The 16,341-nt window shown below is 47.8% G+C and carries 14 protein-coding genes; 7 read left to right on the top strand and 7 right to left on the bottom strand.

From position 1 onward, the window contains the following. The first annotated feature begins 13 nt into the window (after nucleotides 1–13). Nucleotides 14–547 (top strand): hypothetical protein, encoded by a 534-nt coding sequence (locus tag R3289_RS11130; RefSeq protein WP_318925572.1) that lies wholly within the window; start codon nucleotides 14–16, stop codon nucleotides 545–547. On the opposite strand, the gene R3289_RS11125 is transcribed toward R3289_RS11130, so the two are convergent. The 4 genes from R3289_RS11125 to R3289_RS11110 all read right to left on the bottom strand — a co-directional run bounded on the left by R3289_RS11125 (nucleotide 504) and on the right by R3289_RS11110 (nucleotide 5,081). Then, on the bottom strand, nucleotides 504–1,658 hold the full coding sequence (locus R3289_RS11125) for a dihydrolipoamide acetyltransferase family protein (RefSeq protein WP_318925571.1): 1,155 nt from the start codon (nucleotides 1,656–1,658) through the stop codon (nucleotides 504–506). The genes R3289_RS11130 and R3289_RS11125 overlap by 44 nt on opposite strands. Beyond that, entirely contained in the window at nucleotides 1,655–2,638 is a 984-nt protein-coding gene (locus tag R3289_RS11120) for an alpha-ketoacid dehydrogenase subunit beta (protein ID WP_318925570.1), read from the bottom strand. Before R3289_RS11120 ends, R3289_RS11125 begins: the two co-directional genes overlap by 4 nt. Beyond that, nucleotides 2,631–3,719, bottom strand: a complete 1,089-nt coding sequence (gene pdhA, locus R3289_RS11115) for a pyruvate dehydrogenase (acetyl-transferring) E1 component subunit alpha (protein ID WP_318925569.1) — start codon at nucleotides 3,717–3,719, stop codon at nucleotides 2,631–2,633. The genes R3289_RS11120 and pdhA overlap by 8 nt, the downstream gene beginning before the upstream one ends. A gap of 474 nt (nucleotides 3,720–4,193) precedes the next feature. After that, complete coding sequence (locus R3289_RS11110; RefSeq protein WP_318925568.1) at nucleotides 4,194–5,081, bottom strand: DNA ligase; 888 nt, start codon at nucleotides 5,079–5,081, stop codon at nucleotides 4,194–4,196. A gap of 315 nt (nucleotides 5,082–5,396) precedes the next feature. Between R3289_RS11110 and R3289_RS11105 the strand changes: the two genes are divergently transcribed. The 3 genes from R3289_RS11105 (at nucleotide 5,397) to R3289_RS11095 (ending at nucleotide 10,787) form a co-directional block, all read left to right on the top strand. Continuing rightward, a complete protein-coding gene (locus R3289_RS11105) occupies nucleotides 5,397–6,467 on the top strand; it encodes an efflux RND transporter periplasmic adaptor subunit (protein ID WP_318925567.1) in 1,071 nt (356 codons plus the stop codon). Beyond that, a complete protein-coding gene (locus R3289_RS11100) occupies nucleotides 6,467–9,574 on the top strand; it encodes an efflux RND transporter permease subunit (protein WP_318925566.1) in 3,108 nt (1,035 codons plus the stop codon). Before R3289_RS11105 ends, R3289_RS11100 begins: the two co-directional genes overlap by 1 nt. A 160-nt stretch (nucleotides 9,575–9,734) precedes the next feature. Then, nucleotides 9,735–10,787, top strand: a complete 1,053-nt coding sequence (locus R3289_RS11095) for a PTS sugar transporter subunit IIC (RefSeq protein WP_318925565.1) — start codon at nucleotides 9,735–9,737, stop codon at nucleotides 10,785–10,787. 77 nt (nucleotides 10,788–10,864) lie between these two features. Here the strand turns inward: R3289_RS11095 and R3289_RS11090 are convergent, their stop codons facing one another. Next, nucleotides 10,865–11,512, bottom strand: a complete 648-nt coding sequence (locus R3289_RS11090) for a LysE family translocator (RefSeq protein ID WP_318925564.1) — start codon at nucleotides 11,510–11,512, stop codon at nucleotides 10,865–10,867. A 103-nt stretch (nucleotides 11,513–11,615) separates the two neighbouring features. Then, the gene (locus R3289_RS11085; RefSeq protein ID WP_318925563.1) at nucleotides 11,616–12,104 is read right to left on the bottom strand and encodes a hypothetical protein; all 489 of its coding nucleotides are present in this window, start codon (nucleotides 12,102–12,104) and stop codon (nucleotides 11,616–11,618) included. A gap of 312 nt (nucleotides 12,105–12,416) precedes the next feature. On the opposite strand from R3289_RS11085, the gene R3289_RS11080 reads away from it, so the two are divergent. Together R3289_RS11080 and R3289_RS11075 are read left to right on the top strand one after the other, a co-directional pair. Further along, nucleotides 12,417–13,103: a chromosome segregation ATPase gene (locus R3289_RS11080; RefSeq protein ID WP_318925562.1), complete on the top strand. Its 687-nt coding sequence runs from the start codon at nucleotides 12,417–12,419 to the stop codon at nucleotides 13,101–13,103. A gap of 76 nt (nucleotides 13,104–13,179) precedes the next feature. After that, nucleotides 13,180–13,497: a cupin domain-containing protein gene (locus R3289_RS11075; RefSeq protein WP_318925561.1), complete on the top strand. Its 318-nt coding sequence runs from the start codon at nucleotides 13,180–13,182 to the stop codon at nucleotides 13,495–13,497. 72 nt (nucleotides 13,498–13,569) lie between these two features. On the opposite strand, the gene R3289_RS11070 is transcribed toward R3289_RS11075, so the two are convergent. Then, nucleotides 13,570–15,069, bottom strand: coding sequence for an FAD-dependent oxidoreductase (locus R3289_RS11070; protein WP_318925560.1), 1,500 nt, complete (start codon nucleotides 15,067–15,069; stop codon nucleotides 13,570–13,572). A gap of 266 nt (nucleotides 15,070–15,335) precedes the next feature. Here R3289_RS11070 and R3289_RS11065 point away from each other — a divergent pair, with 266 nt between their 5' ends. Next, nucleotides 15,336–16,340 (top strand): response regulator, encoded by a 1,005-nt coding sequence (locus tag R3289_RS11065; protein WP_318925559.1) that lies wholly within the window; start codon nucleotides 15,336–15,338, stop codon nucleotides 16,338–16,340. The last annotated feature ends 1 nt before the right edge of the window (nucleotide 16,341 follow it).

Here is a 16,341-nt window from a genome sequence, read left to right as displayed (position 1 = left end):
ATGATCTGATTATGTGGAATATAAGTCAGAGTGTGAATCTATAGGCCTCACAGAAACCAATTACACAAAAGAAACATCATTCCGTGATGCTATGTTACAAGCTTCGATAGATGTAAATGGTGATGATGAAAAATATATTATCCATCCAGCACTTGATGGCTATCCAGAAGGAGAGACGGGATCATGGTCGGATCACGCTGGATTTGCTTGTGCCGGAATACCTATTGCTTATGTTGAAGCAACTAACTTTAATATTAACGGAAAGTGGGGGTACGACGGTTACTCACAAACCACTAATCCAGATATGTGGGATTGCTATGATTCTGAGACCAAGACGGCTTGTGACCGAGCAACGGAAACCAAGAGGGGTAAAATTTGGCATACAGAATATGCCAACCTCAGCGACATGCTGGCAGAGCGAGGAATTTCGGTTAATCGTTCGCCATTTATCGTTGATTGCAAAAAGCGGCCCAATCAGCCGCTTATTGTGCGGTTACCTATAATCAAGCCGTCGCTTGCTGCAAATGAAGGACGAGGGCGCGAATAAACCGTGCGGCCTCGCCGCCGGTACAGACCCGGTGGTCGAAGGTTACGGATAACGGCATGGCCTTTACAGCTACCGGCTGACAATCCCTCATGATTATTTTCTCGATAATTCGGCCGGCACCGACAATCGCGACCTGTGGCGGAGAAACAACAGGGGTTGCGTAGATCCCTGCAATCGCGCCAAAGTTAGAAAGAGTGATCGTCGCGTGCTGTAGCTGCTCCCGCCCAATTTTTCGCTCTTTAATACTGGCGACGGTTTTATCAAGCCACTGGCGAATACCATCCGGGCTAAACTCATCAGCATGACGCAATACTGGGACATAAAGGCCATGTTTGCTATCAACGGCAATACCAAGATTGACCGTATTGTGAACGCAGCGAGTCATGGCCTCCGGATCAAACCAGGTATTAAGCGCCGGCTCTTGCTGGCAGGCATCGACAATAGCTTGTACTAAACGGATTGAAATGTCTTCGTTGTCAGGCCATTCAGCCAATATCGCTTCTTCGGTAATCGTGACGGCTGCGACATTGTGGTGGGCTTCCGTCATGGTGGTCACCATGGTCCGGCGTGCCCCTTTTAATACTTCTGCCTCTTTTAGTTCTCCTTTCTCTGGTTGCGGCTTGTCACACTGGTTATAGACATCAGTATCAAGAATTAATCCGTCGGGGCCGCTGCCTTGAATATCGTTAAGATCGACGCCAAGTTGCCGGGCCAGCAAACGGGTAGAAGGCATGGCGGTGATCATATGCTCTGGCTTGTCCGCTTGATCACTACCGATCCAAAATTCATCTACATTTACATGATGTTCCTGTTGCGAGACATTGCCGACAACCGTGGCGGCATCCGCTTGTTTGTATACTGGTTTTTCGGTTTCGTTCTGTTCTTCAAATTCCAGCAATAAACTGCCAATGCTGATGACATCTCCTTCGTTACCATAACGCGCGACGACTTTTCCGCAGTAAGGTGAAGGTACTTCGACGGTGGCTTTCGCCGTTTCAACAGTGAGTATGACCTGATCAACCTCAACGCTATCGCCGATGTTAACGTGCCATTCAACAATTTCAGATTCGGCTAACCCCTCACCGAGGTCGGGTAATGTAAATGACTTCATTTCCACTTCTCCACCAGCTCGCTGGCTGCAAGAACAATGTCACTTTCCTGTATCATGAAAAAGTCTTCATTACGGTAATAAGGCATCACAGTATCCGGCCCCGTGATGCGTTTCGGCGGCGCTTTTAACAGGTACATGGCATGTTCAGCGGTACGGGCAACGATCTCCGCCCCGACACCGCAGGTCTTACAGGCTTCATGTACGACAAGCAGGCGACCGGTTTTTTCCAGTGACGTAATAATGGTTTTCATATCAATGGGTTTGATGCTGGCGAGATCGATCACTTCCACTTCAATACCTTGCTCAGCCAGCGTTGTGGCGGCTTGCAGCGATTCAATCACACAGGCCCCCCAAGTGACCAGAGTCAGATCTCGGCCTTTACGTAGGGTAAAGCAGGTATCGAGCGGTAAGGTTTCGCCATTATCAACAACATCTGACTTCACGGTACGGTAAATCCGCTTGGGTTCAAAAAACATCACCGGATCATTGCAGCGAATGGAAGCAAGCAATAAACCGTAGGCCCTTTGTGGGGAAGACGGGATAACAACTTTCAAGCCGGGAATATGGGCAAACAGGGCTTCAACGCTTTCAGAGTGGTGTTCCGGAGCATGGATACCCCCGCCAAATGGAGCACGAAAAACGGCGGGGCAGGTAAGCCGACCTCGGGTTCGGTTACGCATACGGGCTGCATGGCAGGCTAAGTGCTCCATGGCCGGAAAGACAAAGCCCTGGAATTGAAACTCGGCAACCGGACGTAATCCTTGGGTTGCCATCCCGACAGTTATGCCACCAATCAGTGCTTCCGCTAACGGGGAATCAATAACGCGCTTACAGCCAAACTTATCTTTGAGCCCGACGGTGGCGCGGAAAACACCACCGTTATCACCGACGTCTTCCCCTAAAACAACCACATTCGGGTCATTGGCCATTTCATGGTGTAAGGCAAGGTTTACTGCTTCGAGTAGAGTGATCTCAGCCATGTTTGGCTCCTTGCATCCGGGTTGCTTTATTGATTAATGCTTCGCGCTGTTCATTGAGTTCACTATCGGAAGACTCATAGAGATAATCGAAGGCCGTTTCAGGTGCCTGTACCGGCGTATTGAGATAGCGCTCGACGCTTTGTTCAACCACATCGCGGCAGTGCTCATGCCATTGTTCTTCTTCTTGTTCGGACCAGTAGTTTTGGTTTGTCAGGTATGTTTTCAGGCGCTGAATCGGGTCGAATTCCCATGCTTGACGGAGTTCCTCGTCACTGCGATAGCGGCTGGCATCATCGGCAGTGGTGTGGTCGCTGAGCCGGTAACTGACGGCTTCAATTAATGTCGCGCCTTTGCCTTTTCTGGCGCGATCCAAGCTCGATACGATGGTGTCGTACATCGCGATCACATCATTACCATCAACGGTGATACCGGGAATACCCGCCCCTTTTGCTTTGTCAGACAGAAATTCAGCGGCGCATTGCAAACGGCGAGGCACAGAAATGGCCCACTGATTGTTATTGACCACAAAGACTAGCGGGATATTCCAGCTACCGGCGCAATTGATGGATTCGAGAAAGTCACCTTTCGAGGTTGCGCCATCTCCGCAGGTTACCAGGGCCGCGTGGTGGCCGCCGGCTATTTTCAACGCAGAAGCGACCCCTACGGCATGAGTACACTGGGTTGCAATCGGCACGCAAAAAGGTAAATCGCGGCAGTGCCTGTCGTCAAAAAAGAAATCACTGCCTCTTTCGTCGCCGCCCCAGTATTGCAGGTTCTTTTCCATTGCAATACCGCGCGCCCACATGGCAGGCATATCGCGATAGTAGGGGATAAAAATATCATCCGTTTTTAGCGCCCGCCCAACGGCAATACCAATGGCTTCGGCCCCGAGGTGTGAAGGATAGGTACCTAACTTACCGGTACGTTGTAGTGCGATCGCTTTATTATCGTAAACCCGGGTTAATACCATATCGCAGTAAAACCCTTTCAATGTTGACTGATCGGCCCATGCGGGAAGTTGACCGACAGGGTTGCCATGATGATCAATGAATCGATGCATGGGTAAGGCCTGAACATTCATCTCAAGCTCCTTCTGTTGCTGTCTCCAATAGGGGAGGCGGCAAATCATGTAAACGCTGAGAGGTGATACCGAGAGCTATGTGGCCGAGTACTTCACTATCCTTTCTTGCTGTTGTGATGATCTCCAGATGAATCAATGTACGGAAGTGCTGTTCTGAAAATGGATATGGATAATGCGATACTTCATTTCACGCATGCGCCACAGTGTCCAGCGATAAGTCTTGGTATAACCCGATGATTTAAGTGTAACTAAATTGTTAGATTCTGCCTGCGGTAATAATTAAGCAATCAATATGGCGTCGAATACAGACGAAAATGTGGCTTTTGAAAAGAGTTTCGCGGTATGTTTGAAGAATAATACTGAATATATGTGGTTTTTTGCCCGATTATGACGGCGTATTTTTCGAGGTGGCGAGAGTGTCGACGCCATATTAGGGCGTCGATGCTATTTCAAGGTCATTAATAATACGGGTTGTCAGATATCCGGATTTGTTCTGGTTCTGATAAAGCGAGCAAAACGGGGGATCCCACTGTCAGTGTATCCGTTATATCGGTAGGTCACGGTTGTACCCAATTGCGGAGGGTTTTCACGATCGTATTGGTTAAATCCGGTACCAATTTTGAATTTGATCTTATCTGATGTTAAGACCCACATCGATCCCATTATTCCTTTGAATTTACCGTTACCCTCTTCGTAGCCGATAACGACGGCTTCAGCATCCTGGTACCTTTTTAGTTTCAGTAGTTGATCGGAACGTCCTGCCTGATAAAAATTACCGCGGTGATGAAGCATTAACCCTTCACCGTTCTCTTCATCAACTTGTTGTAGCCAGTCTTCCAAACGGATAAAGCTTGCGATGCGGCGTTGTTCAATGACTTGAATGTGTTTGGGTTTAATCGTGTTGATTTGATGGGTTAAGTGTTGATATCGGTGCTCAAAGTTGGCTTTACTTTCGGGCAAATCAAAGATCATATAGCGAATAGATCGCCAGGCTCTGTCATCTGGAAACTGATCCAATACCGTTTGTGCGACTTGCTGAAACTTGCCTCGCCCAACCCATAGCTCGCCATCTAACGGCATGTCAGGCAGAGGTGCGGTAAACCATTCTGGCGCGGCGATTGCCTTTCCGGTTCGAGTCAGTAGCGCTTTTCCTGTCCAGTAGGCACGAATGCCATCGAGCTTTTCGCTGATCAGGTAATCGGTGATTTCATTCTGACTCTCTGCAGTATTTTCCGTTTTCTCCGGCTCAAATTTAGTTGGGTCAAAATTCTGCGCTTGCATGACTAATGGCGATGCAGCCAGTGACTGGTTGATTGGGTAGAGGATTAGCGTGATAGCGATGGAGAGCTGCGACAATTTCAAAGGATTTCTCCGCAAAAATATTATCTACGCTACGACGCTTAAGCGGCGAAGGTAAACGATGGCGTTGATCTCGTCACCGTGCTTGCGGGGCACGTCTAACAATACTTTTTTACTTTGAACGTGATTTGGCAAAATCTGAGATCTATATCTGCTAGGTGAATTGTCAGTAGGAACCAGATTCGTTATTGCGATAGAACACTCTTTTTATTGTCCTAAACTTCAGTGGTATCAGTAATATTTCAGTGAAATACGGCAGAACTATACTTAAAAACACATTGGCGCTGACCGCACCGTAACCATGACTAAGGCAGGACAATGAAAATAACCTTGATCACAGGCATCGTTTTGCTGGCAGGTTTGGCCACCGGAGTCTGGTACAAAGAGCAGGGCCGTGATGAGGGTGCTCAGGCGAGGCGCAGCAGCACTCCCAGTGTCATTGTCAGCACGGTGGTGTTGCAAAATGTGCGCAGGGAAGTGGAGGCATTGGGAACGGTTAAGGCCCGTGAGTCTGTGGTGGTGTCTGTCAAGGTGACGGAAAAAGTTGAGCAGGTTCATTTTTCAGACGGGCAACAAGTTAACGCCGGGGATTTGCTGGTGACCTTACGTTCAGGAGAACAAAAAGCCAAAGTTCGCGCGGCAAGAGCCAACCTCAAGGAGCAACAACGGGAATATAAACGCATTGAAGGGTTGGTAAAACGCAATACGATTGCGAGTTCGGAGCTGGATAAACTGTTAACCAGCATTGACGTTGCCCGGGCCATTCTGGCCCAGAATCAGGCGGAACTGGATGCAAGGTTTATTCAGGCGCCCTTTTCCGGTTTGCTCGGCTTCCGTCAGATCAGCCCGGGTGCCTTGCTCACCCCCGGGATTGTGGTCACGACGTTAGATGCGCTGGATAAAGTAAAACTCGATTTCACCATTCCGGAGCAGTTTGTCGGTGAACTAAGGCTGGGATCCAGTATCGAAGGGGAAGCTGCGGCCTTCCCCTTGCAGCCCTTTGTCGGAATGGTTACCGCTATTGATAGCAGGGTGAATCCGCAAACCCGGGCGATAGTGGTTCGTGCTGAGATTGAAAACCCTCAGCTGAAACTGCGTCCGGGCATGCTGATGACATTAAGGCTTATCGTTGAGCAGCGCAACGGATTAGTTGTGCCCGAAGAAGCCATAGTGCCGCGGCAGCGAGACAGTTTTCTTTTTGTGGTTAACAACAATGTGGTGGAGCAGCGCAAAGTTGAAGTCGGATTTCGTACCCGGGGAGAAGCTGAAATTCTGAGCGGTGTCGTCGAAGGGGAACAGATCATTACCCGGGGTATACAAAAAGTACGTCCGGGGCAAAAGGTCGAAACACGGATGAGCGAACGTTTTAGCTATCAGGAGGCGAGCTGATGCTGCTGACGGATCTCTCTGTTAAACGGCCTGTTTTTGGTTCTGTGATCAGCCTGCTGTTGATCGCCTTTGGCTTGATCGCCTATGACAAGCTGCCGCTGCGTGAATACCCGAATATTGATCCGCCTATTGTGACCGTATCTACCAATTATCGTGGTGCGTCAGCGGCAATTGTTGAAAGCCGTATTACCCAGTTGGTTGAAGACCGGATCTCCGGTCTGGAAGGGATCCGCAATATCAGCTCGCAAAGCCGCGATGGTCGTTCATCCGTTACGTTGGAATTTGGTATCGGTCGGGATATTGATGCCGCAGCCAACGATGTCCGTGATCGGATTTCCGGGATCTTAAACAATTTACCCGATGAAGCAGAGCCGCCGGAAGTACAAAAGGCGTCAGGCAGCTCTGAAGTGATTATGTGGCTCAATCTGGTGTCGGATCGAATGGATACGCTGGCGTTGACCGATTATGCCAGCCGTTATCTGGTTGATCGGTTTTCTGTTATTGACGGTGTTGCCAACATCCGTATCGGCGGGGGGAAAACGTATGCATTGAGGATCTGGATCGACAGACAAAAACTCGCCGCAAGGGGGCTAACGGTAACCGACGTTGAAGATGCCTTGCGGGCCGATAATGTGGAGTTGCCAGCGGGATCCCTTGAATCAGAGAATCGCCAGTTTTCAATCCGTACCCAGCGCAGCTTTATCGAGCCCGAGGACTTTTCCCAGCTCGTGATCAGTGCTGGCTCGGATGGTTACCTTATCCGTCTGGGCGATGTGGCCAGGGTGGGGCTGGCGGCAGAAGAGGAGCGGATTGCGTTTCGTGGTAATACGCAGGATATGATTGGGCTGGGGGTCAACCGTCAGTCGACCGCTAATACGCTTGCAGTGGCCCGGGCCGTCAACGCACTGGTTGATAAACTCAACCCCACCTTGCCTGAGGGGATGGAGATCAAGCGTTCCTACGATTCCTCGGTCTTTATTCAGGCTTCTATCGATGAAGTGTTTAAAACACTTTTCATTGCGCTGCTGCTGGTTGTTATTGTTATCTACCTGTTCCTTGGCAGCGTCCGCGCCATGCTTATCCCGGCATTGACCGTCCCTGTCTCGCTGATCGGCACCTTTATTGTGCTCTACGCCTTGGGTTATACCATCAACTTATTAACCTTGCTGGCTCTGATCCTGGCGATTGGTATCGTGGTTGATGACGCGATTGTTATGCTGGAGAACATTCAGCGGCGAATAGAGCTGGGTGAACCACCGTTGAAAGCTGCATTTCTCGGGGCGCGTCAGGTCGGTTTTGCCATTGTTGCAACTACGGTAGTACTGGTGTCGGTGTTCTTGCCGATAGGTTTTCTTGAGGGGGATTTAGGTAAATTGTTCCGGGAATTCTCCATCACTATCAGTACTGCGGTGATTTTATCCTCCTTGGTGGCACTGACCCTGAGCCCGATGATGGGCTCAAAGGTGATGCGGCCGGTTGAGTACGAGTCTTGGCTGGTGAAAAAAATTGGCGGCATTTTAGCGTACATCACTCGATTTTATCGTTTGTCGCTGGATAACTGGCTGAAAAGACCGTATCTGGTCTTGGCTATTTTGGTTATGGCTCTGATTGGCAGCGGCTTGCTCGCAAGCAGAATACCTTCTGAGTTTGCCCCGAAAGAAGATCGCGGGGCGATGTTTATTATTATCAATGGCCCGCAGGGGGCAAGCTATGAGTTTATGCAGCCTTATATCAACGAAATTGAGTACAGGCTGATGCCATTGGTGAAAGCCGGTGAGGTGCAGCGTTTATTGATCCGGGCCCCGCGAGGCTGGGGACGGATCGAAGATTTCTCGGGCGGATTTGCTATCGTTGTATTGGAAGACTGGGAAAAACGCAGGAGTGCGTTCGCGATTATCAGCGATATCCAGAAAAAGTTATCTGATCTGGCTGGTGTCAGGGCCTTCCCGGTCATGCGTCAGCCTTTCGGGCGTGGGGTGGGTAAACCGGTACAGTTTGTGATCGGTGGTGGGAGTTATGAAGAGCTTGCCCGGTGGCGGGATATTATTGTCGATGAAGCCGGTAATAATCCCGGATTAGAAGGGATTGATCACGACTACAAGGAAACCAAACCTCAGCTCCGGGTTGTTATCGATAGAAACCGGGCCGGCGATTTAGGTGTTTCTATTCGGGATATCGGGCAAACGTTAGAATCGATGCTGGGCTCGCGATTGGTGACAACGTTTGAACAGCGTGGCGAGGAGTATGATGTTGTTATCGAGGGCCAGCGGGAGAGGCAAAATACCGCGGCAGATCTGAGCAATCTCTATGTCCGCTCTGACAGGACCAATACACTTATTCCACTTTCAAGCCTGGTAACCGTAGAGGAGTTTGCGGATGCGCCTCAGCTAAACCGTTATAACCGGGTTCGTGCTATTACCATTGAGGCGAATCTTGCTGAAAATTATACCCTGGGCCAGGGGCTCGATTACTTAAATGACTTGGTGAGAAAACTCCTCCCGGCAGATGCAGTGGTGAATTATAAAGGCGCCTCCCAGGATCATCAGGATTCAAGCCATTCCGTTCTTTTTGTCTTTAGCTTAGCTCTGGTCGTTGTGTTTCTGGTACTGGCTGCCCAGTTTGAGAGTTACATCCATCCTCTGGTGATTATGCTTACCGTGCCATTGGCGACGTTTGGTGCTTTGCTGGGGCTCTATTTTACCGATCAGAGCCTCAATATTTACTCGCAGATCGGTATCATCATGCTCGTCGGGCTGGCGGCTAAAAACGGTATTTTAATCGTTGAGTTTGCCAATCAACTTCGCGATCAGGGCGTCGAGTTCGAGCTTGCGATCATTGATGCTTCAGCAGCACGATTAAGGCCGATACTTATGACGGCCATTACCACGGCAGCGGGTGCCGTTCCGCTGATATTAGCAACCGGCGCCGGAGCCGAAAACCGCATAGTTATAGGCATTGTGGTGTTAAGCGGGATATTGGTCGCTACTTTTTTTACCTTATTGGTGATCCCAGTGGTTTACCGGTTGCTGGCACGCCATACCAACAGTCCGGAGTTTGTCGCGCGTCAACTGGCAAAACAGCTAGCAGAAGATCATACGGCGCGATGAAGAAAGTGAGTTGAGGCGTTTGGGGGATAGGGGGTTCCCATTCTCCGTGATTGCGCTAGAATCTGCAGCCTGTTTGTAACCATAAACAAACAGAGACATTATCAGAGATGAAATGCAGCAGCTATCTGCAGTATTGAATGCAGTATAACAGGTTGGAATGATGCAACTCACACACGACAGATTTTTCACTTTCTTAGACCGAAAAGGTATCGATTTTTCGGCTAAAACCTACTTTGTGCATGCTATGAGCTTTATGGCATTAGGGTTATTCTCTTCACTACTTATCGGCTCTATCTTAAATACGCTGGGGTTAAAGCTGGGGATCCCGCTGTTTTCAGATACGCTATGGCCTATCGCGAAACAAATGACGGGGCCGGCTATTGGTGTCGCTATTGCTTATGCGTTAAAGGCACCGCCACTGGTATTATTTTCTGCGACGACTGCCGGTGCGGCAGGGGCTGCGATGGGGGGGCCGGTTGGCGCATTTATTGCCACAATTGCCGCGACAGAATGTGGCAAATTGGTCGCCAATGAAACCAAAGTGGATATTCTGGTTACGCCCGCAGTTACAGTGATTGTCGGGGTCGCGGTAGGAAGCCTAGTCGGGCCACAGGTTGGTGCCTTAATGACGGCACTCGGTAATGTCATTATGTACGCAACTCAGCTACAACCTTTTATTATGGGAATGCTGGTTGCCGTTCTGATGGGAATGGCATTAACCCTGCCTATCAGCAGTGCGGCGATTGCCATTATGCTAAGTCTGAATGGGTTGGCGGCAGGTGCTGCCACTGTGGGTTGTTGTGCTCAGATGGTGGGTTTTGCGGTAATGAGTTTCCGTGAAAACCGTTGGGCAGGTGTGTTTGCCCAGGGGCTGGGCACGTCAATGCTGCAAATGCCAAATATCATTAAGAATCATAAGATTTGGTTTCCCCCTATTATTACATCGGCAATTTTAGGCCCGGTTGCGACGCTTGTTTTTTCTCTGGAAAATACACCACTTGGAGCGGGAATGGGAACATCAGGACTGGTAGGACAAATTCAGGCTTTCATTGCAATGGAAGCGGCGGGTAAAACGGGCAGTGAAATCTATCTGGTGATTTTCCTGATGCACATAGTCTTACCCGCTTTATTGACTTTCGGCATAGCGGAAATAATGCGTAAAGCGGGTTGGATCAAACCCGGCGATCTGACGCTGAACCTATCGTCCCGCTAGATCATTCGGCAAAAGGGCAGATAAAAAAAGAACACGGAAGTGTTCTTTTTTATTGAAGAACGTTGTCGAAATCCCAATTAAAGGCGGATGTTTTTGCTCAGCAGCAATTGCAAGCCGAGCGCGACCATGACAAAGCCCGTTAACGACTGCAGCCATTGATTGGTTTTCGGTTTAGCTAGCCAGTTTTTGGCTCTTTCAATTAACAGCGATAAAGAAGACTGCCACACCATTGCCAGTAAGAAATGAATTCCAGCCAGAATGAACGCCTGCGATATTGCGGATCCTTCGGGATTAATAAACTGGGGTAAAAACGCCAGGTAAAAGATAGCCGTTTTCGGATTCAAGACATTGGATAAAAAGCCTTCCGAGAACGAACGGCGCAGGTTGAACTGATTCGATGCGATCTGCGCGTTCTCAATGATCCCCAGCGCTCCTGAGCGAAAGCCACTTTTCAGGCTGCAAAAACCTAAGTAAATCAGGTAAGCGGCTCCTGCAAACTTAATGGTCTGAAACAGCCATGCTGACTGAACGAGAATAAAAGAAATTCCCACTGCTGACAGGGTTGCGTGTACAAACAAACCGCTGCAAATACCAAAACTACTGGTCACGCCATCTTTCCAGCCGCCACGGCTGGTATTTCTGATCACCAACACGGTGTCTAAGCCGGGAGTAATCGTCAGCACCGTAATCGCAATGACAAAAGTCATCCATTCAGAGACCGGCATAATATCTTTCCTTATCTGCCAAAAAATCCATAAGACGGTTTACATTATCAGCTCAGTTATTGATTGTCTTGGTGTTTATCGCACTTGGTATTGTTTGCCGTGGCTATAACGGCTGATTTACGCAATTATAGAATGCTTCTGCCTGATTACGGTCGGCAATAAATGCAAGAGGGTATTTAATGCCCTCAACTTTCAATAATGTTTTAAACCCGCCGAGCCTGAAATGTTCTGAAAAATGCTGGGTTGCCGATGCCGTTGTATCGATGGTTATTGAATAGATCCTGATATCCGGTTTTAGCTCTTTATACAGTTCATGAGAGACCGGAAATTGTGCATTATTGTAAGTTTTATCAGGGGTGAACGAGAGCTGCTCCAGCATACCTGAAGAAGGGACCGGGATAGGAATGCGGTGGTAAATCTGTACTTTTAATTCTGCTTTCGGACTCGAGGACAAAACCAACACTATATCCTTTTGGTGTCTTTCTTCGTTGATTGTAAGATGGCAGTTGTGATCGATTTGTTGATGGCTGGAATTCTCAAGTAAGGGAATTGAGAATGCAGATACAGTCAGAAATAACAGCTCGGTGATCATGCTGATACCTATATGTTCGTTGTTGCTTGATGTATTTAAAGAATGTAGTTGCTTACTGGTGAAACAAATGTCTTAGACATTGGATAAATGATTATTAAGACATACAACGTTTTTACAACGGTAGGTTCAAACAGAAATAATCAAATGATGAGCAGAATAAGCTTGGTTTACCGTGTTTTATTTCAATATTGATATAAACCTGACACAGAAGAGCTATCTTGCTGATATTCTTCACATAACAACCTTATGGCCATTTCAGCGAGTGTTGTTATGTTTCAGGGGCTGGTCATAACTTATCAATAAGGTGTAGGCATGTTAAAAAAAGCGAAATCAATGAACATGACATCGTCATGGAAAGCGTCGTTGTTTGTCGGTTTAGTGCTGGGCTTGGTGCTTGCGTCGGCTTTCTGGAACCGTGATCAGGGGCTGAGCCAAGAAGATCATGATCTGTTAACACAAGAAAATGTGCAGTTAATTGAAGATAAAAATGCGTTACAGAGCCGCTACGAAGAGTTAGAAACTCAGAAAGCGTCAGAACTCGAGCAACTGGCTGTACAGTTAGAACAGAAAACGGCGGAGTTTGACCAGCAGAAAGCTGACTACGAAGCTCAAATTGCTAAGCTGAAACGGAAACAGAAGCAACTTTCAGTGACGACGAAAGAGTTAGATACCAAAGTGGTTGAATTGAAAACCACCACCGAAAAACAGAAGGCGGTATTAACTAACTCTAAAGAATTGTACCAACAACAGCTGGAGCTGCAAAAGCAAATAGTTAACGCTGAAAGCGGCGTTAAGAAAGCGAAATCCGTAGCCAAGGAATTTAAGAAGGTATGTGATGAATTCAAATCCGGAAAAAGCTGGAATTGGGTTTCACAGGCCGATTGCGATAAATATGAAGCCAAACTTGATCTTGTTGAAAGTAAAGAAGCTGAGCTCAGTACGCTGAATAAAGAGCTGGATGCACTGAATCGTAAAATTGAGATTGATCTGCCTGAGTAGGTTGTAGTTAACAGGCAGATAATTAGGCGAGCTCAGACTCGCCTTTTTTGTAAGCTGACAGAGGTGAAAGATAATCATGGGCAATTTATTCGGTCAAATTCCGGCTTCGTTACCGGAAGAGATATGTCAGGATCTGGTCAAAACAGATTCAATCAGAATTGAGAGGATCATTTCCAAAGGGCATACCACACCGTGTGGCGATTGGTATGATCAAGCAGAGAATGAATGGGTGCTGGTGGTGCAAGGCGCTGCCGAATTATTGTTTGAAGAAAACAGGAGAGTCGTTCACCTCAACGAAGGTGATTATATTAATATCCCTGCCAATCAGCGGCATCAGGTTACCTGGACGTCACCGGAAAAAGAAACCATTTGGTTAGCGGTATTCTATTCATAACTTCCGATACAACATCAACGCTGACTCGTCCCGTATGCTGCGCGCTTTTTCTCTGTCGAATTCCAGTCTTAATCAGCTTTCAATATGGGTTGGACGTGCGAGAGCTGCCGGATAGGCACGTATTTGGGCTAACTGTTCAGCCTTTGAAATAATCTCATCAAGGCCGAGAGAGTGAGTAACCGAAAAGCGCTCTTCTAAAGAGGTGTCCCAATCAAGCTTTGCAGAGCTGATAAGTTCTTCATCGTAAAGCTGTTTTACAATGGAATCTGCAACTGACAGAGCGGATGATGCTTTTACAATTTCAGATCGTGCATAACGTTCACCGGCAAAAGAGATATCGGCAGCGCGCAAAGACGGATCAATCCCTGGTATTTGCTGGGCACCGAAAAGCGGATATCCGCCGACCTTTGCTTCAGCAAAGCTCGGAACAAATTGTGCCATATGCTCGATGGCCCGCTGAGTGCGAGACTCAACGTCATCTGTTTTCCACCCGGTAGTGAGTTTACGGATAAAACTGTTTTCCAGCTGTGGCTGAGCACTTCTGGTGGTTGAACTCACCAAACCTTGTTTAAAGAGGGTAATGTCTTCCGTCATACCGTGGAGCTGGAAAAAACCATCAGGGTAGGGGGTTAATTGCGCCATACCATTGGGGGTACCTCGCTCACCATGAAAGATAACTTCTGGCCAGACGCCTTCACACGCAGGCCAGTGTGTGACATAAGCGGCTTTGAATTCAACCATACGGTGACGTTTGAAGGTAGCTAAGTCATCAAGCGTGCCGGTTCTGTAACCACAGGCGTTAACCAGATAGTCGACGCTTGTCTCCTTAGTGACATGATCATTGATTGAGTCATCATAGCTTTGATGAGAAACAACCCAGCCTTTTTTTGAACTACTTGCCTGAATATTCGTAACTTTCGTACCGGTCTTCACCGTGCAAGAAGGGAGTTGCTGTAACGCTAAAGAGGCGGTAGCGGCAATCCTGAAAACACTGAGTCCGTATTCCTGCACGATGACTACAGGGTATTTGAATTCATCCAGATTCAGGTTTTTCGCAACAGGGATCATCCAGTCATCGAGAGATTGCGGATTGGCGGGGGCGGTCCGAGTTGCTAATTTAATCAACTCATCTTGCTGGTACAGCTTGAAGTAATCGTCTGGCTGCCCTAAAACGGCATTTCGCTTATCAACAGAAATTAATTCTTTATAGGCGTTTTGCAACAATTTCAGTCGAGCGATCAGCGCATTGGGATCGCCCGGATCGCGTTCAGGAACGGCGATGACAGTGGGACGAATATTTGCAGTATGCGGATAAACCCGAAGAGTTTCGATAGATTGATAAAGAAGAGTCAGACATTGTTGATCTGAAATCTCACGGTAGAGGTTACCGCCAGCGTGCAAATGACAAATCGGCGGGCCATTGACCAGGCTTGTTCCCTCTTCAAACAGGGTGACGTCGATACCAAGTTCTGCTAACCGCAGCGCGACCGTTGAACCGGCAACACCGCCGCCGACGATGCCGACATGAAGAGCCGAGATTTCGGGTGATGTATTGGAACCATTTACATTCATATTATGCTGGCAAGTATCTATATCAAATATCGGAAAATTAAAGTGTGCATTCTACGTTGCATGAGCGATGTTTTAAATAGTTTTGTGAAGTGGCATGGGCATAGTTCCTATTGGAATAAAAAAGAGAGGTTAATGTAAATAAATACGCTGGGAGCAAGACCGGCTTTAACTCAACTGATATTATCTCCTATTGGGCAAGGCAATTATTATGCAATCTAGCTAATATTTTTGGCGCTCCTGAATGAGTTGAAGCGTAAGGAGCAAGTATGACAATTCCAATTTTAATTTGTGATGATTCGGCATTGGCCCGAAAGCAGATGGCGAGATCTTTACCCGCATCACTCAACGCCGATGTCACATTTGCTGTTAATGGATTAGAAGCCCTTGAGCAGCTAAAACAACAGCCTTTTTCATTGCTGTTTCTTGATTTAACCATGCCAGAGATGGACGGTTATCAGACGTTGCAGGCGATTAAAGAGCATGGGCTGTCAATTCAGGTCATTGTTGTTTCTGGCGATATTCAGCCCCAGGCGCAAGCACGAGTAAAAGATCTTGGTGCGGTGGCATTTCTACAAAAACCGGTAGACAAAAACTACCTTAAAACGTTACTTAAGGATTTATTGCCATCCCCTGAGCTGTCGCTCGATGCGGTTATCCAGCGAGTGACAACCCCGGCACTCCGCCGTCGTGATGTCTATTTGGAAGTTGCCAACGTTGCTATTGGCCGAGCAGCGGATTCACTGGCTCGTCATTTTAATGTTTTTGTAAATTTGCCATTGCCTAATGTCAATGTGTTTGAAGTGAGCGAGCTTCATATGACGATGCGCGATCTGGCGAGCAATAGTACGATGTCGGGGATCTGTCAGGGATTCAGTGGTGAAGGGATCGCCGGTGAAGCTCTGGTGTTGCTCAGTGATTCCAGTGTTAATGATTTAACGTCATTGATGAAGTATCCGGTCGAAAGTGAGTGTGACGTAGAATTAGAATTACTGATGGATGTGAGCAATATTCTGGTGGGCTCTTTTCTCAAAGGATTAGGTGAGCAGGTGGAAGTGAAGTTTTTCCAAAGTCATCCGGTGTTATTAGGCAAGCATCTTTCTATCGAGTCCCTGATTGAGCATACATCCGGAAACTGGCGCAGAACCATGACATTTGAAGTCAGTTACGGCATTGAAGGAACACAGATCAAGTGTGATTTGCTCCTGATGTTTGTTGATGAATCGTTGCCGCTGCTAGATAGCAAATTGTCTTACTTAATGGATGAGGACTAAA

This window comes from Photobacterium sp. (assembly GCF_033720175.1).
Lineage (GTDB): Bacteria > Pseudomonadota > Gammaproteobacteria > Enterobacterales > Vibrionaceae > Photobacterium.
This window is presented reverse-complemented; position numbering and strand designations above follow the sequence as displayed.

Excerpts from the sequence above, each read along its gene's own strand:
- R3289_RS11125 (WP_318925571.1), bottom strand. The coding sequence starts at position 1,658 with ATGAAGTCATTTACATTACCCGACCTCGGTGAGGGGTTAGCCGAATCT.
- R3289_RS11120 (WP_318925570.1), bottom strand. The coding sequence starts at position 2,638 with ATGGCTGAGATCACTCTACTCGAAGCAGTAAACCTTGCCTTACACCAT.
- pdhA (WP_318925569.1), bottom strand. The coding sequence starts at position 3,719 with ATGAATGTTCAGGCCTTACCCATGCATCGATTCATTGATCATCATGGC.
- R3289_RS11105 (WP_318925567.1), top strand. The coding sequence starts at position 5,397 with ATGAAAATAACCTTGATCACAGGCATCGTTTTGCTGGCAGGTTTGGCC.
- R3289_RS11100 (WP_318925566.1), top strand. The coding sequence starts at position 6,467 with ATGCTGCTGACGGATCTCTCTGTTAAACGGCCTGTTTTTGGTTCTGTG.
- R3289_RS11095 (WP_318925565.1), top strand. The coding sequence starts at position 9,735 with ATGCAACTCACACACGACAGATTTTTCACTTTCTTAGACCGAAAAGGT.
- R3289_RS11090 (WP_318925564.1), bottom strand. The coding sequence starts at position 11,512 with ATGCCGGTCTCTGAATGGATGACTTTTGTCATTGCGATTACGGTGCTG.
- R3289_RS11085 (WP_318925563.1), bottom strand. The coding sequence starts at position 12,104 with ATGATCACCGAGCTGTTATTTCTGACTGTATCTGCATTCTCAATTCCC.
- R3289_RS11080 (WP_318925562.1), top strand. The coding sequence starts at position 12,417 with ATGTTAAAAAAAGCGAAATCAATGAACATGACATCGTCATGGAAAGCG.
- R3289_RS11075 (WP_318925561.1), top strand. The coding sequence starts at position 13,180 with ATGGGCAATTTATTCGGTCAAATTCCGGCTTCGTTACCGGAAGAGATA.
- R3289_RS11070 (WP_318925560.1), bottom strand. The coding sequence starts at position 15,069 with ATGAATGTAAATGGTTCCAATACATCACCCGAAATCTCGGCTCTTCAT.
- R3289_RS11065 (WP_318925559.1), top strand. The coding sequence starts at position 15,336 with ATGACAATTCCAATTTTAATTTGTGATGATTCGGCATTGGCCCGAAAG.